At 66.3% G+C, this 21,189-nt stretch carries 20 protein-coding genes; 7 read left to right on the top strand and 13 right to left on the bottom strand.

All coding sequences use genetic code 11. The annotated features are described in order from the left end of the window. The first annotated feature begins 11 nt into the window (after window positions 1-11). Genes KXZ72_RS11925 through KXZ72_RS11910 form a run of 4 tightly spaced genes read left to right on the top strand, consistent with a single transcriptional unit; the run spans window position 12 to window position 3,839 of the window. Window positions 12-938, top strand: a complete 927-nt coding sequence (locus KXZ72_RS11925) for a TolB-like translocation protein (RefSeq protein ID WP_226081150.1) — start codon at window positions 12-14, stop codon at window positions 936-938. After that, entirely contained in the window at window positions 935-1,678 is a 744-nt protein-coding gene (locus tag KXZ72_RS11920; protein ID WP_226081149.1) for a sugar phosphate isomerase/epimerase family protein, read from the top strand. Before KXZ72_RS11925 ends, KXZ72_RS11920 begins: the two co-directional genes overlap by 4 nt. Then, the gene (locus KXZ72_RS11915) at window positions 1,675-2,829 is read left to right on the top strand and encodes a Gfo/Idh/MocA family protein (protein ID WP_226081148.1); all 1,155 of its coding nucleotides are present in this window, start codon (window positions 1,675-1,677) and stop codon (window positions 2,827-2,829) included. Before KXZ72_RS11920 ends, KXZ72_RS11915 begins: the two co-directional genes overlap by 4 nt. Beyond that, window positions 2,826-3,839 (top strand): sugar phosphate isomerase/epimerase family protein, encoded by a 1,014-nt coding sequence (locus tag KXZ72_RS11910; protein WP_226081147.1) that lies wholly within the window; start codon window positions 2,826-2,828, stop codon window positions 3,837-3,839. The genes KXZ72_RS11915 and KXZ72_RS11910 overlap by 4 nt, the downstream gene beginning before the upstream one ends. A 73-nt stretch (window positions 3,840-3,912) precedes the next feature. On the opposite strand, the gene guaA is transcribed toward KXZ72_RS11910, so the two are convergent. The 7 genes from guaA to KXZ72_RS11875 form a co-directional block, all read right to left on the bottom strand. Next, a complete protein-coding gene (gene guaA / locus KXZ72_RS11905) occupies window positions 3,913-5,496 on the bottom strand; it encodes a glutamine-hydrolyzing GMP synthase (RefSeq protein ID WP_226083522.1) in 1,584 nt (527 codons plus the stop codon). Then, on the bottom strand, window positions 5,492-5,953 hold the full coding sequence (locus tag KXZ72_RS11900; RefSeq protein ID WP_226081146.1) for a DUF3817 domain-containing protein: 462 nt from the start codon (window positions 5,951-5,953) through the stop codon (window positions 5,492-5,494). The genes guaA and KXZ72_RS11900 overlap by 5 nt, the downstream gene beginning before the upstream one ends. Window positions 5,954-5,997: 44 nt before the next feature. Next, entirely contained in the window at window positions 5,998-6,888 is an 891-nt protein-coding gene (locus tag KXZ72_RS11895) for an SURF1 family cytochrome oxidase biogenesis protein (RefSeq protein WP_226081145.1), read from the bottom strand. Between the two features lie 182 nt (window positions 6,889-7,070). Then, window positions 7,071-7,877: an SDR family NAD(P)-dependent oxidoreductase gene (locus KXZ72_RS11890; RefSeq protein WP_226081144.1), complete on the bottom strand. Its 807-nt coding sequence runs from the start codon at window positions 7,875-7,877 to the stop codon at window positions 7,071-7,073. A gap of 10 nt (window positions 7,878-7,887) precedes the next feature. Next, window positions 7,888-8,778, bottom strand: coding sequence for a carbohydrate ABC transporter permease (locus tag KXZ72_RS11885; RefSeq protein WP_226081143.1), 891 nt, complete (start codon window positions 8,776-8,778; stop codon window positions 7,888-7,890). Beyond that, complete coding sequence (locus KXZ72_RS11880) at window positions 8,778-9,692, bottom strand: carbohydrate ABC transporter permease (RefSeq protein ID WP_226081142.1); 915 nt, start codon at window positions 9,690-9,692, stop codon at window positions 8,778-8,780. The genes KXZ72_RS11885 and KXZ72_RS11880 overlap by 1 nt, the downstream gene beginning before the upstream one ends. 92 nt (window positions 9,693-9,784) lie before the next feature. Beyond that, window positions 9,785-11,047, bottom strand: a complete 1,263-nt coding sequence (locus tag KXZ72_RS11875; RefSeq protein WP_226081141.1) for an ABC transporter substrate-binding protein — start codon at window positions 11,045-11,047, stop codon at window positions 9,785-9,787. Window positions 11,048-11,249: 202 nt separating this feature from the next. Here KXZ72_RS11875 and KXZ72_RS11870 point away from each other — a divergent pair, with 202 nt between their 5' ends. After that, window positions 11,250-11,993, top strand: coding sequence for an orotidine 5'-phosphate decarboxylase / HUMPS family protein (locus KXZ72_RS11870; protein ID WP_226081140.1), 744 nt, complete (start codon window positions 11,250-11,252; stop codon window positions 11,991-11,993). A 57-nt stretch (window positions 11,994-12,050) separates the two neighbouring features. Here the strand turns inward: KXZ72_RS11870 and KXZ72_RS11865 are convergent, their stop codons facing one another. The 3 genes from KXZ72_RS11865 to KXZ72_RS11855 form a co-directional block, all read right to left on the bottom strand. Continuing rightward, window positions 12,051-12,794, bottom strand: a complete 744-nt coding sequence (locus tag KXZ72_RS11865; protein WP_226081139.1) for a FadR/GntR family transcriptional regulator — start codon at window positions 12,792-12,794, stop codon at window positions 12,051-12,053. A gap of 69 nt (window positions 12,795-12,863) precedes the next feature. Next, window positions 12,864-13,799, bottom strand: coding sequence for an NAD(P)-dependent oxidoreductase (locus KXZ72_RS11860; RefSeq protein ID WP_226081138.1), 936 nt, complete (start codon window positions 13,797-13,799; stop codon window positions 12,864-12,866). Next, window positions 13,796-14,842, bottom strand: coding sequence for an Ldh family oxidoreductase (locus tag KXZ72_RS11855; protein WP_226081137.1), 1,047 nt, complete (start codon window positions 14,840-14,842; stop codon window positions 13,796-13,798). The genes KXZ72_RS11860 and KXZ72_RS11855 overlap by 4 nt, the downstream gene beginning before the upstream one ends. A 187-nt stretch (window positions 14,843-15,029) precedes the next feature. On the opposite strand from KXZ72_RS11855, the gene KXZ72_RS11850 reads away from it, so the two are divergent. Next, window positions 15,030-16,019, top strand: coding sequence for a sugar phosphate isomerase/epimerase family protein (locus KXZ72_RS11850; RefSeq protein WP_226081136.1), 990 nt, complete (start codon window positions 15,030-15,032; stop codon window positions 16,017-16,019). Beyond that, the gene (locus KXZ72_RS11845; RefSeq protein ID WP_226081135.1) at window positions 16,016-17,059 is read left to right on the top strand and encodes a zinc-dependent alcohol dehydrogenase; all 1,044 of its coding nucleotides are present in this window, start codon (window positions 16,016-16,018) and stop codon (window positions 17,057-17,059) included. The genes KXZ72_RS11850 and KXZ72_RS11845 overlap by 4 nt, the downstream gene beginning before the upstream one ends. Window positions 17,060-17,114: 55 nt before the next feature. Here KXZ72_RS11845 and KXZ72_RS11840 read toward each other — a convergent pair whose 3' ends face one another. From KXZ72_RS11840 to KXZ72_RS11830, 3 genes are all read right to left on the bottom strand, one after another. Next, on the bottom strand, window positions 17,115-18,896 hold the full coding sequence (locus KXZ72_RS11840) for a glycerol-3-phosphate dehydrogenase/oxidase (RefSeq protein WP_226081134.1): 1,782 nt from the start codon (window positions 18,894-18,896) through the stop codon (window positions 17,115-17,117). Between the two features lie 137 nt (window positions 18,897-19,033). Beyond that, window positions 19,034-20,152: a GuaB3 family IMP dehydrogenase-related protein gene (locus KXZ72_RS11835; protein WP_226081133.1), complete on the bottom strand. Its 1,119-nt coding sequence runs from the start codon at window positions 20,150-20,152 to the stop codon at window positions 19,034-19,036. A 41-nt stretch (window positions 20,153-20,193) separates the two neighbouring features. Next, a complete protein-coding gene (locus KXZ72_RS11830) occupies window positions 20,194-21,105 on the bottom strand; it encodes a LysR family transcriptional regulator (RefSeq protein WP_226081132.1) in 912 nt (303 codons plus the stop codon). Window positions 21,106-21,189 lie beyond the last annotated feature (84 nt).

Raw genomic sequence — 21,189 nt, 5'->3', positions numbered from 1 at the left:
GAACACAGAATATGAGTGAATCACCGTGGCGCACACTTCTTCCCGGCCAGGTCTCCCGGGTCTGCATCTTTGATACCCATACCGATCGGGTCAGCGTGGTACTCGAAAACGCGGACGTCATCGTCGAGGCCCCCAATTGGCATCCCCGGAGCAATGAGCTGGTGGTGAACGCGGACGGCCGCCTCTATCGCATCGCCCCCGGGGCCACCGGCCTCGGTGAGCCCGTGGAGGCCGGCACCGTGACCGATGCCAATAACGATCATGTGCTCTCTCCGGACGGGTCAACCGCGTATATCTCGGCCCGCGATGGCCATCTTTATGCCGCGCCCCTGGACGGCGGGCAGGCCCGCCGCGTCTCCAATGAACACCCGGAACCGTTTGCGTATTATCTGCACGGCGTCTCCCCCGATGGCTCCACGCTGGCCTATATCGGCCATAACCGCACCGAGGGCACATTTGATGTTTATACCGTGCCCGCGGCGGGCGGGCCGGATACCCGCGTGACCGTGACCCGCGCCCATCACGACGGCGCCGAATATACCCGCGACGGCACACGCCTCCTGGTCAACTCCGAGCGCAATTCCACGCTGCCCGGCCACTCGCAGCTCTTCAGCCTCGCGCTTAACGGCGGCGACGTGCGCCAGCTCACCACGGATGAGCGCGTGAACTGGTTCCCGCATGCCAATCCGGTGACCGAGCAGATCGTCTACCTGAGCTATCTGCCGGGCACCACCGGCCATCCGGCCAACCGCGAGGTGGAGCTGCGGCTGCTGGAAACCCCCGATGCCCACCCCCGCGTCCTGCGCACCCTCCTGGGCGGACAGGGCACCATCAACGTGAATAGCTGGTCCCCCGACGGACGCTATTTTGCGTTTGTGGAATACCCCCTCGCCGCGGATACCACGGAACCCGATCCCCAGAAAGTAGCCACCTCATGACCCACCCCCTGCTGTCGGTTCAGCTCTATACCGTGCGCACCGCCTTTGAATCCGATGCGCTTGGCGCCCTGACCCGCCTCGCCGAGATCGGCTATACCCACGTGGAGCCCTACCGGTTCAACGTGCACGAGGAGGCCCTGTTGCGCGCGCTCGGGGAGACCGGGCTATCCGCCCCCACCGCGCACGTGAAGCTGCTGGGACAGGACCTGCACGAGATCTTCTCCGCGGCCCAGCGCCTCGGCATCTCCACCGTGATCGACCCCTTCGCCCCGCCCGAGCGCTGGACCAATGCCGCGGAGATCTCCGCGGTGGCCCGCGACCTGAACGAGGCCGCCGTGGTGGCCGCCGAATACGGCATCGAGGTGGGCTATCACAACCACGCCCATGAACTCGCCGATGCCGCCAACGGCGGCACACTGCTGGATAGCCTGATCGATCAGCTCGCCCCCGAAATCCTGATCGAATTGGATACCTACTGGGTGGCCGTGGCCGGAAAGGACCCCGTGGCGGTCACCACCAGCCTGTCCGATCGCCTGGTGGCCCTGCACATTAAGGACGGCCCCGGCACCCCCGAGACCATCGACCAGGTGGCGCTGGGCCGCGGCATCATGCCGATCCGAGCGATCATTAACGCCGCGCCGCATGCGCTGCGCGTGGTCGAGCTGGACGACTCCCGCGAGGATCTCTTCACCGCGCTTGAGACGAGCCGCACCTTCCTCATTGCGGAGGACCTGGTATGACCCTTGGGCTCGACTCCCAGACCCTGACCGCCGATGCCCCGGGGCGGGTGCGTCCCGTGCGGGCGGCGTTTATCGGCGGCGGCTTCATGGCCAGCGTGCACTCCCGGGCCGCCCGGGCCGCGCGCGCCGAGCTGATCGGCGGGGTCTCCTCCTCGCCCGAGAGCTCGCGCCGCGCCGCCGCGGAATATGGCCTCGACCGCTCCTATGACTCGCTTGAGGAGCTGCTCGCCGATCCCGAGGTGGACGTGGTGCACGTGTGCACCCCCAATGCGCTGCACTTTGCGCAGGCGCATGCGGTCATCGCCGCGGGTAAACACGTGATCTGCGAGAAGCCGCTGGGCATCACCGCCGCGGAGGCGCTGAGCCTGACCGAGGCCGCCGCGGCCGCCGGTGTGGTTGCCGCCGTGCCGTTTGTTTATCGTTTCCATCCGATGGTGCGCGAGGCGCGGGCGCGCGTGGCCTCGGGCGAGGTGGGCCGGCTGCTGAGCATCCACGGCTCCTATCTGCAGGACTGGCTGGTCTCCAGCACCGATGACGACTGGCGGGTGGACCCCGAGCACGGCGGACGCTCGCGGGCCTTTGCCGATATCGGGTCACACCTGGTAGACCTCGTGGAGTTTGTCACGGGCGACCGGGTCTCCCGCGTCTCGGCCACCAAGCGCACGTTCTTCGCGGAGCGCGCCCGGAATAAGGCGATCAGCACGGAGGACGCAATTGCGATCACCGTGGAGACCGCCGCCGGGGCCCTCGGCACCCTGCTGGTATCGCAGGCGGCCCCGGGCCGGAAAAACCGGCTGGAGCTGGAGATCGCGGGCGAGAATCAGAGCCTGATGTTTAACCAGGAGCGCCCCGAGGAGCTGTGGATCGGCCGCCAGGACGGCAATAGTGTGCTGCTGCGCGATCCGGCGACGCTGAGCCCCGATGCGGCAAGGCTGTGCACGGTCCCCGCCGGACACGCGCAGGGCTATCAGGACGCCTTTAACGCGTTTATCGCCGATGCCTATCGGGCCATTGCGGGGCAGGTCCCCGAGGGATTGCCCGTATTTGCCGATGGCCTGCGCGCCGCGCAGCTGACCGAGGCCGTATTTGAATCCGCCGAATCCGGCAGCTGGGTATCCACCGCCGAGACCCTGATCGAGGAGAAGCGATGAGCGCAACCCACCCCGTCACCCTGTTCACCGGGCAGTGGGCCGATCTGCCCCTCGAGGAGGTGGCCCGCCTGGCCGCCTCCTGGGGCTATGACGGCCTGGAGATTGCCGCCTCCGGCGATCACCTCGACCTGAAGCGCGCCGAGGAGGAGCCCGGCTATCTGGACTCCCGGATCGAGATCCTGAAGCGGCACGGGCTCGCGGTGCACGCGATCTCCAATCACCTCACCGGTCAGGCCGTCTGTGATGACCCGATCGATTTCCGGCACCGGGCCATCGTGCGGCCCTATACGTGGGGCGATGGCGAGGCCGAGGGTGTGCGCGAGCGCGCCGCCGAGGATATGAAGCGTGCGGCGCGGGTGGCCCGCGCCCTGGGGGCCGATACCGTGGTGGGATTCACCGGCTCCAAGATCTGGCCCTATGTGGCGCAGTTTCCGCCGGTTCCGGAATCGGTGATCGAGGACGGCTATGCCGATTTTGCGCGGCGCTGGAATCCGATCCTCGACGTCTTTGATGCCGAGGGTGTGCGCTTCGCCCACGAGGTGCACCCGAGCGAAATCGCCTATGACTATTGGACCAGCGTGCGCACGCTGGAGGCGATTGATCACCGTCCCGCATTTGGTTTTAACTGGGATCCCTCGCATATGATGTGGCAAAATATCGACCCGGTGGGCTTCATCTCCGATTTTGCGGACCGCATCTATCACGTGGACTGCAAGGACACCCGCCTGCGCCCGGCCAATGGCCGCTCGGGTGTGCTCGGCTCGCATCTGCCCTGGGGCAATCCGCGCCGCGCCTGGGACTTTGTATCCACCGGCCACGGCGATGTGCCCTGGGAGGACTCGTTCCGCGCGCTGCGCTCTATCGGCTATGCGGGCCCGATCTCGATCGAGTGGGAGGACGCCGGCATGGACCGCCTCGTGGGTGCCCCCGCGGCCGTGGAATTTGTGCGCTCGCTGCTGTGGAAGACCCCGGAATCCTCGTTTGACTCCGCCTTCTCCAATCAGGACTAGCCCTCCCTGGCCGCGAAAAACGCCCCGTCATCGGATTCGATGACGGGGCGTTTTCTGGTGTTCTAGCGGGGGATTACTCCCACTCGATCGTTCCCGGCGGCTTGCTCGTGACGTCCAGAACCACGCGGTTCACGCCGTCCACCTCATTGGTGATGCGGTTGGAGATCAGCGCGAGCACCTCATAGGGCACGCGGGTCCAGTCGGCGGTCATGGCATCCTCGGAGCTCACGGGACGCAGCACGATCGGGTGACCATAGGTGCGGCCATCGCCCTGCACGCCCACCGAGCGCACATCGGCCAGCAGCACAACGGGGCACTGCCAGATCTCGTCGTCCAGGCCCGCGGCGGTCAGCTCGGCGCGCACGATGGCATCGGCCTTGCGCAGCAGGTCGAGGCGCTCGCGCGTGACCTCGCCGACGATGCGGATTCCCAGGCCGGGGCCGGGGAAGGGCTGGCGGCCCACGATGATCTCGGGCAGGCCGAGCTCGCGGCCGATGGCCCGTACCTCGTCTTTAAACAGCGCGCGCAGCGGCTCCACGAGCTCAAATTTGAGGTCCTCGGGCAGCCCACCCACGTTGTGGTGACTCTTAATATTGGCGGTGCCGGAGCCCCCGCCGGACTCCACAACATCCGGGTACAGGGTGCCCTGGACGAGGAAACGGATGGGGTCACCATCGGTGGCCTTGGCCTCCTCGATCAGGTCGGCCTGGGCCTTTTCGAAGGAGCGGATGAACTCGCGGCCGATGATCTTGCGCTTGGTCTCGGGGTCGGTGACCCCGGCCAGTGCCGATTCAAACTCCTCGCGGGCGTCGATCGTGACCAGGCGCACACCGGTGGCGGTGACGTAGTCCTCCTCCACCTGGCGACGCTCGTCCTGGCGCAGCAGACCGTGGTCCACAAATACACAGACCAGCTGATCGCCCACGGCCTTATGCACCAGCGCGGCGGCCACGGCGGAGTCCACTCCGCCGGACAGGCCACACAGCACCTTGCCGGTACCCACCTGGGCGCGGATCTTCTCCACCTGCTCGGCAATGACATTGCCCGAGTTCCAATCGGCGGGGATGCCGGCGGCGCGGTGCAGGAAGTTTTCCAGCACGTGCTGGCCGTGCGCCGAGTGCTTAACCTCGGGGTGCCACTGCACCCCGTAGAGGCCACGCTCGGGGTTGGCAAAGGCGGCCACGGGGGTGGACGCGGTGGAGGCGAGGACCGTGAAGCCCTCGGGGGCCTGCGATACCGAATCGCCGTGGCTCATCCAGGTGGTCTGGGCGGCCGGCTGATCGGCCAGCAGGACGCCGCCGTCGCCGACGATGGCCGTCTGCGTGGAACCGTATTCGCGCTGCCCGGTATTGGATACCGTGCCGCCGAGGGCCGTGGCCATGACCTGGAAGCCATAACAAATTCCGAGGGTCGGAATACCGAGGTCAAAGATGGCCGGGTCAAACCCGGGCGCACCCTCCTCATACACGCTGGACGGGCCACCGGAGAGAACCAGCCCGAGGGGGTTCTTCGCGGCCACCTCCGCGGCGGTGATCGAGTGTGCGACGATCTCGGAGAACACTCCGGCTTCGCGCACTCGGCGGGCGATCAGCTGCGCATACTGCGCACCAAAATCTACGACAAGAACCGGTCGGTTCTCCAGGGTCTGCTCGCTAATGGGAGGACTCCACTTCTATATTTTGAGCGTTGGGATCTGCGGTGGCGGCGTCTTCGCGGCCGGAAAGATAGGTGTTGACCCGGCGGGCGATGCGGCCCTCCAGGAAAAACGACAGGAACGGGATGATGCCACCGAGGGCGATCAGCAGCAGCGTGGGCAGGCCCCAGCGCATCATGTTCCAGACCCGGAAACCGGAGAATAGATACACCACATAGAACCAGCCGTGCACGATCAGGATGGCCATCGAGATATTCACGGCCAGGATGGTGCCCTCGGGCACAAAGGCCAGGAACCCAAAGGCCCCGCCCATCTCCAGCTCATAGCCCCAGTAATACTTGATCAGCATTTCCGCACATAGGGCAAGGAGAAGCACACCGGTGATCACCGAGGCGATCATATAAAAACGGAGTGCTCCGGGAATCCGGGGAATATCGCGTTCGCGAGGCTCGAGGGGCATGGGCCTAGTCTACCCTCCGCGGAGAAGAGGTACACCGTGCTCCACTATTCAAAGGGCGAGGGCTCCCCGCGCGAGGCGGCATTGGTATCCACTTCCTTCTCCCAGGCATCGCGCGCGAGGCGATACCAGAGGAATACCGCGAACCCGGCAAAGACTGCCCACTCGATGGCGTAGAAGATATTCAGCCAGTTGATCTCGATGCCCGATTCGGGGCGCGGGGCGTCGATCGGCTCGAGCATGGAGGGGGTATCAAAGCTCACCATATAGGCGAGATATACCGGGGAGTCCGCGTCGGTCTCCCAGACGTTAATGAGCTGCGCGACCGACATATCCACGAGCAGGAACGGGTCCTCGGCCTTCATATCGGGCGTGGACGGGCCCTGGCTGGGGATCAGCCGACCCTCCAATTCTCCGGGCGGCTCGGGGAAGGAGTTCAGGGATTCCGCGGCCGCGCGGGCCGTGGCCAGATCCGGGGCCCAGCCGCGGGCCACGGCGATCACGGGGTGATCGGGCTCATCGGTGATAAAACGTCCGGTGACCCAGTAGCCGAGGTCATCGCCGTGCAGGCGATTGCCAACCACCACGGCGTTGCCCGGATCAAAATGTCCACTCACGCGCACCTTCTGTGCCACGGCAATATCGGGCAGGGGCGCGCCGGGAACCATGAGGTCGCCGAGCTCCGCGGGGGTGCGCACGATCTCGGTGGGGGCACCCAGCGTGGGGTCGGCCGCCACGGCGCGGGCGAGCTGCCACTGGCCAAGCCAGGCGAATGCGGCGGCCACCGCGAGGGCCAGCACAAGCATTCCGATCCAGCGCGGGCGTTTCATCACGGAGCCCAGCGTGGGGTCGGCCGGATTGAGCTCGATATCGCGCAGCTTGGGCTTCTTGGGACGCCCGGATCGGTCGTCGATGTTTTGCGGTGTGCTGGAAGTCATCGGGCCGGGGCCTTTCTTGCCGTGCGGCGTAACGGAAACGCCATACCTCCATGATCGGGCACGCGGGCCCATTCCAAAAATCGGGGCACCCGGATCGCACGCTCGTCGGCCGCTCCGCGGGCGGCCGGGCGGATAAAAAGCGGCCCCGGTTCCGCGCGGAACCGGGGCCGCTCGGGGTGCGGCTAGGCGACCGGCGCGAGCCTCCCCGCGCGCTCATATGCCGCGCGCGGAATCTGGGTGGCAAATTTGCCGCCACTCACATCATGCAGCGCCCCGCTGATATAGCGGGCCTGGTCCGAGGCGAGGAAACACAGCAGATTGGCCACGTCCTCCTTGCGCCCCCATTCGCGCAGGCTCAGCGTGTCCAGCAGGCGCTCCTGGGAGGCCTCGGGCAGCAGTGCAAAATTATTCAGCGTGGTGGGGATCATGCCCGGCGCATAGCTATTGGCGGTGATCCCCCAGGGCCCCAGCTCCCCGGCGAGCGTGCGCGTGAACTGCACCACGGCGGCCTTCGCGGCGGCATAGGCCGCGCTTCCGGCACTCGGCATGATTGCGGCAAAGGACGCCGCGTTAATGATGCGGCCCCCGCCGCGACGCTTCATATGCGGCGCGACGGCCTGGCACATCAGGAACGTCCCCTTCACGTTGACGTCAAAACAGAAGTCCCAGGCCCGCTCGCTGATCTCATCAAGCCAGCCATCGCCGGTGACCCCGGCATTATTAATCAGGATATCGATGCCGCCGAAGCGCGCGGCCACGTCCTCCATCGCCGCGGTGACCGCATCGCGGTCGCGCACGTCCAGGAGAATCTGGGCGCCCGGATAGCCCGCCTCGGCAAATTCCGCCCCCAGGCTCTCCAGGTCCTCGCGGTTAATATCCACGGCGATTACCACGGCACCCTCGCGGGCAAAGGTGTGCACAATCTCGCGCCCGATCCCCTTACCCACCCCGGTGATCACGGCAACCCTGCCGTTCAGGTCAATCTTCATGGCCGCGCCCCTATCCCTTGGTTGCCCCGGCACTCAGGCCGGAGACGATGTATTTTTGCGTAAACAGGGCCACCACGATCACGGGGATCGTAATCACCACGGAGGCCGCCATGAGCCCGCCCCAGTCGATCGCCGCATAACCCACAAAGTTAAACAGGGCCAGCGGGAGCGTGCGGGTCTGATCGCTGGCCAGCGTCAGCGCAAAGAGGAAGTTATTCCAGGAGAAGATGAACGCGAGGATACCCGCGGTGGCGATGCCCGGGGTGGACAGCGGGAGGGTGATCCTCAGGAATGCGCCGATCGGGGTGAGCCCGTCGATCTCCGCGGCCTCCTCGAGTTCCAGCGGCAGCCCCTCAAAGAAGGACATCATGATCCAGACGATCAGCGGCAGCGATACAAACATATGGCTGATGATGAGCACCGTGAAGCTGCCCACCAATCCGAGGTTGGAGAATACGTAGTACCAGGGCACCAGCAGGCTCACGCCCGGGATGATCCGCGCGACCAGAACCATGCCCGCGGAGCGCTTCATCGAGAACCGCGCAAGCACATAGGCGGCGGGAACCCCGAGCAGGATCGACAGCGCCGTGGATGCAAAGCCCACCCAGAAGCTGTTAAAGATATAGGGCAGGAAGTTCTGCTGATCAAAAACCCGCACAAAATTATCGATCGTGGGGGTGAAGTTGAGCAGCTTCGAGGGGTCGGTGATCTCGAGGCTGGTTTTCATCGAGGCCATCACCATCCAGGCAAAGGGCACCAGGAAAAACAGCAGGACGGCGATGATCGCGATGACCCGCAGCGCGGAGGCCACGCGGGTCTTGGCGGGGCGGCGACGGCGACGCGGGCGCACCGCCGCGGGGCTGGGCGCGGGCGCGGCCTCGCGAGGGAGTGTGGTGGTCATTACAGTGCCCTCTTTCGACGGGTCCAGATCAGCAGGCCACACAGGCCCACGATCATCAGGAAGAACAGCACGAGCACGGCCGAGGAAAGCCCGTAATCGTTATAGTCAAAGCTGTAGCTATAGGCCAGCACGTTCAGCGTCTCGGCCTCGTGGAAGGACCCGCCTCCCTTACCCTTGGTGGCGTAGAGAATATCGAAGGTCTTGAGGGCGTCGATGCTGCGCAGCAGGACCGCGGTGACCATGGTCGGGGCCAGCAGCGGCAGGGTGACATACCAGAAGCGCTGGAGCGAGCTTGCGCCGTCCACGCGCGCCGCCTCATCGGGCTCCTCGGGCAGCGAGGTCAGCCCGGCCAGCAGGATGATCACCACCATCGGGGTCCACTGCCAGATATCCACAAACATCAGTGTGGGCAGGGCCTGGGTGCGCGAGGAGATCCAGCCCTGCGGCGGGATTCCGAGGAAGCGCAGCAGCTCATTGGCCGCACCGATGGTGGGCTCAAAAATCAGCAGCCACATCATGCCCACGGCCACGGGGGTGGCCACGAGGGGCAGCAGCACGGCCACGCGCACCCAGCGCTCGCCCCGGAAGGAGCGGCGCAGCAGCAGCGCGATGGCCATGCCGAGGGAGAGTTCCACGATCACGGCACCGCCGGTGAAAAATACCGTGCGCCAGACCGCGGGCCAGAAGCGATCGGTATCGCCCAGCAGCTCGGCAAAATTATCAAAGCCGTTAAAGTTCACGTCGGCACGCACCGAGCCCGAGGCATCGGTCATGCTCAGATAAAGCGTATAGACGAGGGGGAAGGCGACCATCGCGATAATAAACGCGACGGCCGGGCCGGCGAGCACCAGTGCTCGATGCCGGTTGGCGAAGCCGACCAGTCTCTGGCCGACCGAGGGGGTGGTGTGGGTCATGGGGATGCGTCTCGTTTCTCACCGCTGGTGCCGCGGGCGGCGCGACCAGTGCTGGCCGCGCCGCCCGGGCGCGAATCGGAAAAAGGGGGAGGTTATTTTTCCTTGTCCAGGAACTCCTGGTAGTTGGTCTGCGCCTTCTTGGCGGGACCCACCACATCGCGGCCCTCGATACCCTCAACGATGGGGGCGCCCACGATATCGCGCGCCTTACCCACCTGGGTGACCAGCGGGCGGTCGTGTCCCACACCGTTCTTGGCGCTGACCTGGATGACCTCCACCAGCTGCTCCGGGAATCCGGCGGTGCCCGCGGGGTTATCCCAGGCGGAATCGCGAGCCGAGGGAACACCGCTGGCCTGAATATCCAGGGTCAGCTTCTCGCTTGTGGCCCACTGGATGAACTTCCACGCGTTGTCCTGGTTCTTGGAGAACTCGTTGACGCCCGCGGCCCAGGAGGGGATGTTATAGGGCTTGGATCCGGCGGGACCGGCGGGGAAGGCGGCAAAACCGACCTTGCCAATCACCGAGGATACCGAGGGATCATCCATGTTGTTATAGAGGCTATCGGCATCGGTATAAAACGCCGCCTTACCCTGGGCGAAGATCGCGAGGGCCTCGGGCCAGCTCATATTGGTGGTTCCGGGAGGGCCATATTTATTCAGCAGTCCCGAGTAATACTCATAGGCCTCGATGGCCTCGGGGGTGTCCACGGTGGCCTTATCGCCGGTATTAAAGTCTCCGCCGAAGCTAAACAGATAGCTGGAGAACTGGGTCACGGCCGCGGCCATCGCGCCGCGGGCGACAAATCCGAAGACTCCGTTATCGGGATCGTGCAGGGCCTCCACGGCCGCGGCAAATTCCTCGGTGGTGGTGGGCACCTCGATGCCGGCCGCCTCCAGGAGGTCGGTGCGATAGTAGACGATCTCGCGCTCGGTCACGAGCGGAACGCCGTAGACCTTATCGTTGATCGTCACGGCATCGCGCGGGCCCTGCTGGAAGTCGTCCCAGTTCCAGTCCTTATCGGTGAGCAGCGATTCGGGGGCCTCCTTAAGCCATTTATTCTGCACAAATTGGCGGCCCTCCTGGAGCGGACGGAACATCAGCACATCAAAATCGCTTGAACCCGCGTTGAGCTTCACGTTGTACTGATCCGAGAGCTGGTCCTCGCCGAAGGTATTTACCTTCACCGTGATGCCGCTCTCCTTTTCGAATTCGCCGATGCGCTCCTGGATCGCGGTGGTCCAGGTGTGGTTGGGCAGCGAGACGTTAACGGTGCTGGATCCCTCGTTGCCGGCATCGCCGCTACAACCGGATAGGACCAGGGTGGCTGCGGCGATAACCCCTACGCCGAGAGTCAATTTTCTGGGTGCAAAAGACACGTTGTTCCTCCTTGAACAATTTCTGCTGTATGCGCCGATCGGGGACCGGTTGAACAAGAACATAGCATAAGTATGATCTATCTGATAAGAATAACTTGAAGTTTATTCCGGGCGGATTTTGGCGCACACGGACGTGCCCCGAGGCCCCCATCACCCCCTATTTCATGCACGGGAGACCCCAATGACCACACTCAGCCCCACCTCCATCCGCGGCCTCACGCGGGAAAATCTGCGCACCCCGCTGGTGCAGATCTCCCTGGATCTGACCAATAACACCGAGGCCTTGCGCACCGCCGCGATCGCCGTGGAGGCCGGCGCCGATTGGATCGAGGTGGGCACCCCGCTGGTGCTCGCCGAGGGCCTACACGCGGTTCGTGCGCTGCGCGCCGAGTTCCCCGCACACCCGATCATCGTGGATCTAAAAACCATGGACGGCGGCTATCTGGAGGCCGAGATGATGGGCGATGCCGGCGCCGACGCCGTGATCGTGATGGGCCAGGCCCACGATGCCACGATCGAGCGCGTGATCGAGGCGGGCGACCGCTTTGGCATGCTGGTCATGGGCGATGACCTGGGCGCACGCGACCGGGTGGCCGAGTGCGCGCGCCTCGAACGACTCGGGGTGGGCATGGTCATCCACCACATCGGCTATGACCACCGCAATGCCAACCCGCAGCTGGGCCTGACCCCGCTGACCGATCTCCCGGCCATCGTGGCCGCGACCACCGTGCCGGTGCAGGCCGTGGGTGGGCTCAGCATCGACCAGGCGGTGAGCTGCCCGGGACTGGGCGCGCCCGTGGTGGTCTTTGGTGCGCCGCTGGCCATCGACGGCGAATCCTTCACCGCCGCCAGCGATAACCTGCTGCCGATCCTGACCGAGGCCTGCGCCCGCGTGCACGCCGCCGAGATCCGCTACCCGGGCTAGGCACCGGGAGGTGGGGGCACACGCGTGTTGCCCCCACCGCGCGGGGCGCCAGCTCGGCTAGGCCCCCTGGCCCGCGAGCTCGTCCAGGGTCTGGGCGACCAGCTGGGTGGAGAGGCGATCGGCGCGGTCGGCATCCCGATCCACCAGCGCCTGCGCAAGATCCACGTGCAGATCCACGGCGGCCTTCACGAGCCGCGTCTCGGCCAGATGGGTGCGGCTGTGCAGCACCGCGCCGATGGTCCCCGCGAATTGCTCCATCACGCGGTTTCCTGCGCCCTCCAGGAGCAGGCGGTGAAATAGCGCATCGGCATCAAAAAACAGCGTGCCATCATCGGTCTCCTGGGCGGTGCGCATCTGCAGTGCGGCGGTGAGCAGGGCCTGCGCGGCGTCATCGCTCATCCGCTCGGCCGCCAACCTGGCCGCAACCGGCTCCACCCCGAGCCGCACCTCGAGCAGCTCGCGCTGCTGCGTGGCCGCATGCCGCCCGCGGCCACGCCAGGCGATGATCTGCGGGTTTAAGAGGTCCCAGTTTTCGATGGCCAGCACCCGCGTGCCCACCTGCGGCCGAGCCTCCAACAGGCCCATCGAGGACAGCGTGCGCACGCTCTCGCGGACAACCGAGCGCGAAATACCAAAGCGCTCGCTCAGGCTCTCGGCATAGATCAGCTCCCCCACCGCGAGCCGCCCGTCCACGATTTCCTGGCCGAGGGTCTCCACGACATGCGCATAGAGCCCGCTGCCCATGCGGCTATGACGGCGAGCCTCCGCCGATTGCGGGGTACGTTCTCCGGGGGCCTTCATGCGAACTCCTCGCTGTGAAACGATCACGAATGGTGATCCTTTAGATGATATCGACAGGTCCGAGTGGGCCTAGCGAGCGACGCGATTACGAAGCGGCAGATTCTCGGTGAATAGCCGAAGGTTTTCCGCGACCAGGGCCTCCGCCCCGAGGGGCCGGCCCCCCGCCGAATGCGGCGTGATCAGCACATTGGGCAGGTCCCAGAGGGCCGAGTCCACGGGCAGCGGCTCGATCTGGGTGACATCCAGTGCCGCCCCGGCCAATGCGCCCGAGCGCAGTGCTGAAAGCAACGCATCCTCGTCCACGGTGGAGCCGCGCCCCACGTTGACCAGCCACGCATGCGCGGGAAGCGCGGCCAGCAGCTCGGCCGAGAGCACCCGGTTCGTCCGTTCTCCCGAGGGCAGGATCATGATCAGCAGATCCGTATCGGGCAGCAGCCCGGCGATCTCCCCCACCGCGTGCACGGGATAGCCATCCACGATCCGCGGCGAGCGGGCGATACCGCGCACCTCGGCCCCGAGCCCGCTCAGCAGCGGGGCGAGCGTGCGGGCGATGCCGCCAAAGCCCCAGATCAGCACGCGGGCATCGCGCAGGGTGTGCAGGCGCGCCCCGTGGTCGGCCTGCTCCGTTCCCCCACGCTCCTGCGCCCAGCGGTGCCCGATCTGGGCGCGCAGCAGCTCCGGCAGGGAGCGCACCGCCGCGAGCGAGAGGGCCAGGGCGTGTTCGGCCACGGTCGCATCGTGCAGGGACTGCCCCGACGTGATCTGCACCCCGGGCCCAAAGCCCGCGGCGAGCACCGAGTCCGGGCCCGCCGCGAGGGTCTGCACCCAGCGCAGCCGCCCCAGCCTGAGGGCGGCGTCCCGCAGCAGCTCCGCGGAGAGGCCCCAGGCCACGAGGGCCTCGGCATCCTCGTGTTCCGCGGGAATCGGCCGGGTCACGTCGTATATAACGATATCCGCATACGGGGTATCGGGTGCGGGCAGGATATCGGGATAGAGCAGCTTCATCGGGCATCGCCGAGCACGCGGAACGGCACGCCGTGGGCCTCGCCGAGCGCGGTCAGTTCCGCGACGGTCTCGGGGCCAATCGTGATCCCCGCGGCGGCGCGGGCCGCGCGCGTGCGCTCCTCGGGCTCTCCCGGGACCAGGACCTCGGAAAAGCCCTCGGCCGGCCGCGCGGCATGGGCCTCGGCCACGAGGGTATCCATGCGCGCGAGGAATTCCTCGCGCGGCAGGAAGTGCTCGATATTCAGCGCGATCAGCGCGTGCCCAACATCCTGCGGCCGCTCAAAATTATCGTACATTGCACCGATTCCGGAGGCCATCGCGGCCCCGCTCAGCGCGCCACCAAGTGCCTCGACGAGGAAACCCATGCCATAACCCTTGGGTCCGGCAAAGGGCAGCAGTGCGCGCACCGCGGCGGGATCGGTGGTGGGCCGGCCCTCGGCATCCACGCCCCAGGTATCCGGGATCGTCTCGCCGAGGCTCTCGGCCAGGAGCACCCGGCCCATCGCGCTGGTGCTGGTGGCCATGTCCAGGCTCAGGGGCGCGCCCGAGGTGGGCACGGCAAAGGCAAACGGGTTGGTTCCAAACAGGGCGTCGCGCCCACCAAAGGGCACCACGATGGGTTCGGAATTGGAGACCACGATGGCCACGGCACCGCGCTCGGCGAGCCAGCGCGCATAATATCCGGCGGTCCCAAAATGGGCGCTACCGCGCACCACGGCGGTGGCGATTCCGTTTTCCCGGGCCGCGTCGAGGACCGCGGCGGCGGCATCGCGCGCGGCGATCTGCCCGGCGGCGAGGTTACCGGCCACGCGGATCACCGAGCCGCGGCGCTCCAGCAGCGGCACTGCCTTCGGGTCGATCAGCCCCGCGTCCACCCGGCGGGCATAGGCGGGAAGGCGGATCACGCCGTGGGAATCGGTGCCGCGCAGATTGGCCTCCACCAGGGTATCGGCGATGAACTCGGCGTCCTCGCGCGAGTACCCCCAGGAGCGGAGCAGGTCGGCCGCCCACGCGGCGAGCGGGGCGGGCAAAAATGTGGTCATGGGGTTCCTTTCGGGCCGGGGAGGCGACGATGCGTCCCGGGGCGATATGTGGATCACAGCAAGTTAATCATACTTATAAGAAGAAGTATTGCGGGGAGGCTTCCCGACGCGCTAGCGTGGGCCTAGTCATATAGGTCATACTTATGACGCATACCCCCGAATCAACGACGATAAGGAAGTGCCGCGGGTGCGAATTAGCGTGTTCCCCAAGGGCGAGATGGAAGCCATCGCCACAGATAAAACCATGACGGTCTTCGAGTGGATCACACTCGCCCGAACCCTCCCCATCGAGGGGCTGGAGCTCTATTCCCGCTTCTTCTGGGACCGCCCCGCGGGCTTCGTGGAGGCCGTGGGCGATGCCCTCGCCGCGGCCGATTTTGAGATGCCGATGATGTGCTCCTCCCCCGATTTCACCCACCCCGATCCCGAGGTGCGCAAGCGCGAGCTGGATCTGCAGCGCGATATCATGCTGGTCACCCACCAGCTGGGCGGGGCCGGGTCCAGCACCCGGGTACTCTCCGGCCAGCGCCACCCCGGTGTCTCCGTGGAACAGGGACTGGACTGGGCCACCGAGGCCATCCAGGAGCTGCTCCCCCTCGCCCACGAGCTCGACATCACGCTCGGGCTGGAAAATCACTATAAGGACGGCTTCTGGGCCTATCCCGAATTTGCCCAGCGCCCCGAGGTCTTCCTCGCGCTGCTGGACCGCATCGAGGACCGCACCCATTTTGGCGTGCAATTTGATCCCTCCAATGCCATCACCGCGGGCACCAACTCCGCCGATTTCCTGGAGTTGGTGATCGATCGGGTGGTCACCATGCAGGCCTCCGACCGCCGCCTCGCCCCCGGCGCGACCCTCGAATCGCTGCGCGGCAGCGACGGCACAATCGGCTATTCCCCCGATCTGCAACACGGCGTGATCGGCGAGGGCCTCAACGATTATGACCGGATCTTTAACACCCTGGTGGGTGCGGGCTATGACGGCTGGATCAGCGTAGAGGACGGCGTGAACGGAATGCACGAGATGCGCGCCTCGGTGGAATTCCTGCGCGAGGCCCGCGATCGCTATTTTGGCGGCTCCACCGCACTGCACGTGGAAAACCACGAGCGCGCACGCGCCGCCGCGGGAGAGCGCTCGCTGGATAAACCGAACCTGGAGAAGGGACAGAACCGATGAGGGCAATCATCAAATACGGGCTGAACGACGGCGATATCGAGGTGCGCGATGTTCCGGAACCCGAGCTGCTGCCCGGCACCGTGCTGCTCGCCGCCCGGGCCGTGGGCGTCTGCGGCTCGGATGTGCACATGTGGCGGAATAACCAGAGCTGGGAGGTGGCCACCCCCGTGATCATGGGCCACGAATCGGCCGGCGTTATTGCCGCGGTGGGCGAGGGCGTGACCGGCTGGGCCGTGGGCGATCGGGTGGTCTGCGAGACCGCGGCCTCGATCTGCGGGGAGTGTGCACTGTGCCGCACGGGCCGCTATAACCTGTGCCCGCACCGCGAGGGCTTTGGCAACCTGCGCGATGGCGCATTTGGCGAACTCCTCGTGGCCGAGCCGCGCGTCCTGCACCGCATCCCGGAGGGCGTGGGTTTTGCCGAGGCGGCCATGACCGAGCCCTTTGCGGTGGCCTATAACGCGCTGGTCGAGCGCGCGCAGATCAACCCGGGGGACCTGGTGGTGATCCAGGGCTTCGGCGCCATCGGCGCGCTGGCCCTCCAGATCGCGCGGCTGCGCGGGGCCGGCACCATCGTGGTGCTCGGAACCAATGGCGATACCCTGCGCCTGGCCAAGGCCCGCGAGGCCGGCGCCGATCACGTGGTGAACGTGCAGGCCGAGGATCCGGCCGAGCTGCTGCGCACCCTCGGCGACGGGCTCGGCGCGGATGTCGTGGTGGATGCCACGGGGGTGAGCATCGCGCTGAAGCAGGGCCTGGACCTGGTGCGGCCCTTTGGCTCGATCGCGAAGATCGGGTGGGGCCCGCAGCCGCTGGGCTTCAGCCTGGACCCGCTGGTGGCCAAGGCCGTAACGCTCTATGGCTCGTTCTCGCATAGCTGGAATACATGGGAGCGCGTGCTGGGGCTCTTTGCCTCGGGCCGCCTCGATCCGGCCTCGGTAATCGGCGGAGAATACGCCATCGAGGACTGGGAGGAGGCCTTTGAGGCCATGGAATCCGGGCGCAATATCAAATCCGTGATTCGGATGTCCGCGGACTAAAACCCCGCAAAGATGGCCCCGGTTCCACCCGGAACCGGGGCCATTTTATGTTGCCCTAGGCGTCGTGAATCTCGGGGGCCTCGAGGCGCACCCTGTCGGCCGAGACGTCATCGGGCTGCTCCTGCGAGGCCCGCTCGGCCTCGACCCGCGCCAGATAGAGCGCGACCTCCCGATCGATGCGGGCGCGATCCCAGCCCAGGGTCTCGCCCAGCAGCTCCGCGGCCACCGGGGCCGCCGAGACGCCGCGATCCCAGGCCTCGATCGAGATGCGGGTGCGCCGGGCCAGGACATCGTCCAGGTGCAGGGCACCCTCGTGGCTCGCGGCATATACCACCTCGGCCCCCAGATAGTCATCGGCGCCGGGCAGCGGCTCGCCCAGCTCGGGGCGCTCGCGGATCAGATCCAACACCTCATTGGCCAGCGTGCCATAGCGGTTCAGCAGGTGCTCGATGCGCGCCGGATGGACGTTAAAGGCCCGGGCGATCTTGGCGCGCTTATTCCATGCCGCCTGATAGCCCTCGGCACCCACCAGCGAAATCTCCTCGGTCGTGGACTTCGGGATCTTGCCGTCGAGGGCATCCACCGCCGCGTCAATCGCGTCCTTGGCCATGATTCGGTATGTGGTCCACTTACCGCCGGCCACCACCACCAGGCCCGGGACCGAATGCGTCACGATATGCTCGCGCGAGAGCTTGGAGGTCTGATCGCTCTCTCCCGCGAGCAGCGGGCGCAGGCCCGCATATACGCCCTCCACGTCATCGCGCGTGAGCGGCACCGCGAGGATCGAGTTCACGTGCTCCAGCAGATAGTCGATATCGGCCGAGGTGGCTGCGGGATGGGCCTTATCCAGGTCCCAATCGGTATCGGTGGTGCCGATCAGCCAGTGCCGGCCCCACGGAATCACAAAAAGCACGCTCTTCTCGGTGCGCAGCAGCAGGCCCATCGTGGACTGGAAGCGGTCGCGCGGCACCACGAGGTGGATGCCCTTGGAGGCCCGTACCCGGAACTGCCCGCGCTCACCCACCAGCGCCTGGGTGTCATCGGTCCAGACACCCGTGGCGTTAACCACCTGCTTGGCGCGCACCTCAAAGTGCTCGCCGGTCTCCAGGTCATGCGCCTTGACCCCCACCACGCGCTGGCCCACCTTCAGGAAGCCCTCCACGCGCACGCGGCTCGCGGCATGCGCGCCATAGCTCGCGGCGGTGCGCACGGCCGAGGCCACATAGCGGGCATCGTCCACCTGCGCATCGTAATAGGTGAGGCCACCCACAAAGGCCCTATCGCGCAGCGAGGGAATCGCGCGCTGAACCTGGCGGCGGGTGAGGTGGCGGTGGTGCGGAACCCCGGGCGGGCGGCCGCCGGTATAGCTGAAAATATCGTAGAGCAGCATGCCCGCACCGATATAGAGGCGCTCAAATACCGGACGGTTCAGCGGATATAAAAAACGCACCGGTTTTACCAGGTGCGGGGCGAGGCGTTGCAGCAGGAGACCACGCTCGATCAGGGCCTCCCGGACGAGCCGGAAATCGAGCTGCTCCAGATAGCGGATCCCGCCGTGGACAAGCTTCGAGGAGCGGCTCGACGTTCCGCTGGCCCAGTCCCGGGCCTCCAGGATGCCCGTGCTCAGGCCCCGGGTCACGGAATCCAGTGCGGCCCCGGCCCCCACAATTCCGCCACCCACCACGAGGATATCGAGCTCTTTATCCTTGAGGGCGGCGATCGCCTCGGCGCGCTGCTGCGGGCCCAGGCCCTGCCGACGCGGCTCCCCGGCGCGGGATTCACCCGCCGCGGATGAAGCCGTTTTATTCGTTGCGTTCTTGGATTTCTGCGTGGCCATTGTCACTCCCATTCTTCGCTGCTTCGAGCTTAGCCAGAAGCATCCGAACACAATAGGTATGTGACGATATTGCCGAGCGCATAAAAACGCGGGGCCCGGCGATCCTGTGGATCACCGGGCCCCGCGCCAGGGAAAAACTACATGCTGCGACGGGTCACCAGCGGCGCACGCTGGAACTCGCGCAGATCCGAATAGCCCGTGGTGGCCATCGCGCGGCGCAGGGCACCCACGAGGTTGGCGCTGCCATCGGTGCTCGTGGCGGGACCGTGGAAGATCTCCTCCATCGAACCCACCTGGCCCACCTCCACGCGGTTGCCGCGCGGAACCTGGGGGTGATAGGCCTCGGCTCCCCAGTGGAAACCTCCGCCGGGGGCATCGGTGGCGCGGGCGAGCGTGGTGCCCAGCATCACGGCATCGGCACCGCAGGCAATCGCCTTGACGATATCTCCCGCGGAACCCAGCCCACCATCGGCGATGACCTGCACATAGCGGCCACCCGATTCGACCATATAGTCGCGGCGGGCACCGGCAACATCGGCCACGGCCGTGGCCATGGGAGCGTGGATGCCGAGGCTCGCGCGGGTGGTGGAGGCGGCACCGCCACCAAAGCCCACCAGCACACCGGCGGCACCGGTGCGCATGAGGTGCAGGGCGGTGGTATAGGTGGCGGCGCCACCCACGATCACCGGGACATCAAGCTCATAGATGAACTTCTTCAGGTTCAGGGGCTCCTGCTCGCGCGAGACGTGCTCGGCGGAGACGGTGGTGCCGCGGATCACAAAGATATCCACGCCGGCGGCCACCACGGTATCGGACAGCTCCTGGGTGCGCTGGGGCGAGAGGGCACCGGCCACGGTGACACCGGCGGCGCGGATCTCGGCGAGGCGGGCGGTCACCAGCTCGGGCTTAATCGGCTCGGCATAGATCTGCTGCATGCGCGCGGTCGCGGCGGCGGCGGACAGGTCGCGGATCTCGGCGAGCAGCGGCTCGGGGTTCTCATAGCGGGTCCAGAGGCCCTCGAGGTCCAGCACACCGAGGCCACCGAGCTTGCCGATCGCGATCGCGGAGGCCGGGGAAACCACGGAGTCCATGGGGGCCGCGATAAACGGGGTCTCAAACGTGAAGGCGTCAATCTCCCAGTTCACGGAGACGTCGCGGTGATCGCGGGTGCGCCGATCGGGGACGATGGCCACATCGTCAAAGCCAAATACGCCACGGGCGCTCTTACCGACACCGATCTCAATTTCATTGCTCACCCGATAACCTTAGCGTGAGCACACCAATTCCGGGATTCCGCCTAGAGATATTCGCCGGGTTCGGCCTCGCGCACGAGCCTGCCCAGCGCGCCAATCACGGCCTCGGTGGCCCCCGAGGGCTCGCGTCGGGTTGCGCGATGCCGGATCGTGAGGTGTCGCGAGCCAAGCCCGGGCCGGTCGATCACCACTACCCCCTCGGGCAATCCCTGCTGCAATACCAGATCGGGCAGCAGCGTGATGCCCTGGCCCGCGGCCACAAGCGCGAGTGCCGTCTGAAAATCGTCATAGCCGTGCACGGGCGGGGTGCTCACCCCGAGGCTCGCGCGGGCGCGCTCCACCGCGCGCACCGAGGCCCCCACGCTGGCGACCCCCAGCCAGGGCAGCTTGGCGATCTCGGCCGGGCCCAGCTCGGCGGTGGTGCCCTGCGGCGCCACCAGCCGCCAGGGCTCATCCAGGAAGGGCACATCGGCGGTATGTGGCGGGGTGCTATCGTCCAGTTCGCGGTCCAGGATGATCAGGTCCACCTCGGCGGTGCGCAGCATCCGCGGCAGGCGCGCGGTGGTGCCATCGCGCAGCGTGATCGAGATTCCCGGCAGCTCGGCGTGTAGCTCGGCCAGGCGCGGGGCGAGCAGGCCGGAGATCACGGTCTGGAAAGCGCCGATGGCCACGGTACCGGTCACGTCCTCCTGGGTTTCCACCAGGCGCGAGCGGGCCTCGATCAGCTCCCGCTCGATGGATTCGGCGGTCTCCACGAGGATGCGTCCACCGGGGGTCAGGGTCACGCCGCGCGGCCCGCGATCCAGGAGCAGGACGCCCTGTTCGCGCTCGAGTGCGCTCACCTGCTGGGATACAGCGGAGGGGGTGAGATGCAGCGCATCGGCGGCCGCGAGGATGCTTCCGTTGCGGGCCACGGCGAGCAAAAAGGCGAGCCGCTTGGGGTCGATTTCCATCATAAGCTCAGCTTAGTAGGCGGATCAGAATTCGTTATTTGCGCTAATTGATTAAGTGTTTCAGAATGAATGCTCACCCACCCATTT

This window comes from Mycetocola spongiae, assembly GCF_020424085.1.
Taxonomy (GTDB): Bacteria; Actinomycetota; Actinomycetes; order Actinomycetales; family Microbacteriaceae; genus Mycetocola; species Mycetocola spongiae.
The sequence above is the reverse complement of the archived record's forward strand: the minus strand, read 5'-3'. Positions and strand labels throughout refer to the sequence as shown.

Excerpts from the sequence above, each read along its gene's own strand:
- KXZ72_RS11925 (WP_226081150.1), top strand. The coding sequence starts at position 12 with ATGAGTGAATCACCGTGGCGCACACTTCTTCCCGGCCAGGTCTCCCGG.
- KXZ72_RS11920 (WP_226081149.1), top strand. The coding sequence starts at position 935 with ATGACCCACCCCCTGCTGTCGGTTCAGCTCTATACCGTGCGCACCGCC.
- KXZ72_RS11915 (WP_226081148.1), top strand. The coding sequence starts at position 1,675 with ATGACCCTTGGGCTCGACTCCCAGACCCTGACCGCCGATGCCCCGGGG.
- KXZ72_RS11910 (WP_226081147.1), top strand. The coding sequence starts at position 2,826 with ATGAGCGCAACCCACCCCGTCACCCTGTTCACCGGGCAGTGGGCCGAT.
- KXZ72_RS11900 (WP_226081146.1), bottom strand. The coding sequence starts at position 5,953 with ATGCCCCTCGAGCCTCGCGAACGCGATATTCCCCGGATTCCCGGAGCA.
- KXZ72_RS11895 (WP_226081145.1), bottom strand. The coding sequence starts at position 6,888 with ATGACTTCCAGCACACCGCAAAACATCGACGACCGATCCGGGCGTCCC.
- KXZ72_RS11890 (WP_226081144.1), bottom strand. The coding sequence starts at position 7,877 with ATGAAGATTGACCTGAACGGCAGGGTTGCCGTGATCACCGGGGTGGGT.
- KXZ72_RS11885 (WP_226081143.1), bottom strand. The coding sequence starts at position 8,778 with ATGACCACCACACTCCCTCGCGAGGCCGCGCCCGCGCCCAGCCCCGCG.
- KXZ72_RS11880 (WP_226081142.1), bottom strand. The coding sequence starts at position 9,692 with ATGACCCACACCACCCCCTCGGTCGGCCAGAGACTGGTCGGCTTCGCC.
- KXZ72_RS11870 (WP_226081140.1), top strand. The coding sequence starts at position 11,250 with ATGACCACACTCAGCCCCACCTCCATCCGCGGCCTCACGCGGGAAAAT.
- KXZ72_RS11865 (WP_226081139.1), bottom strand. The coding sequence starts at position 12,794 with ATGAAGGCCCCCGGAGAACGTACCCCGCAATCGGCGGAGGCTCGCCGT.
- KXZ72_RS11860 (WP_226081138.1), bottom strand. The coding sequence starts at position 13,799 with ATGAAGCTGCTCTATCCCGATATCCTGCCCGCACCCGATACCCCGTAT.
- KXZ72_RS11855 (WP_226081137.1), bottom strand. The coding sequence starts at position 14,842 with ATGACCACATTTTTGCCCGCCCCGCTCGCCGCGTGGGCGGCCGACCTG.
- KXZ72_RS11845 (WP_226081135.1), top strand. The coding sequence starts at position 16,016 with ATGAGGGCAATCATCAAATACGGGCTGAACGACGGCGATATCGAGGTG.
- KXZ72_RS11840 (WP_226081134.1), bottom strand. The coding sequence starts at position 18,896 with ATGGCCACGCAGAAATCCAAGAACGCAACGAATAAAACGGCTTCATCC.
- KXZ72_RS11830 (WP_226081132.1), bottom strand. The coding sequence starts at position 21,105 with ATGATGGAAATCGACCCCAAGCGGCTCGCCTTTTTGCTCGCCGTGGCC.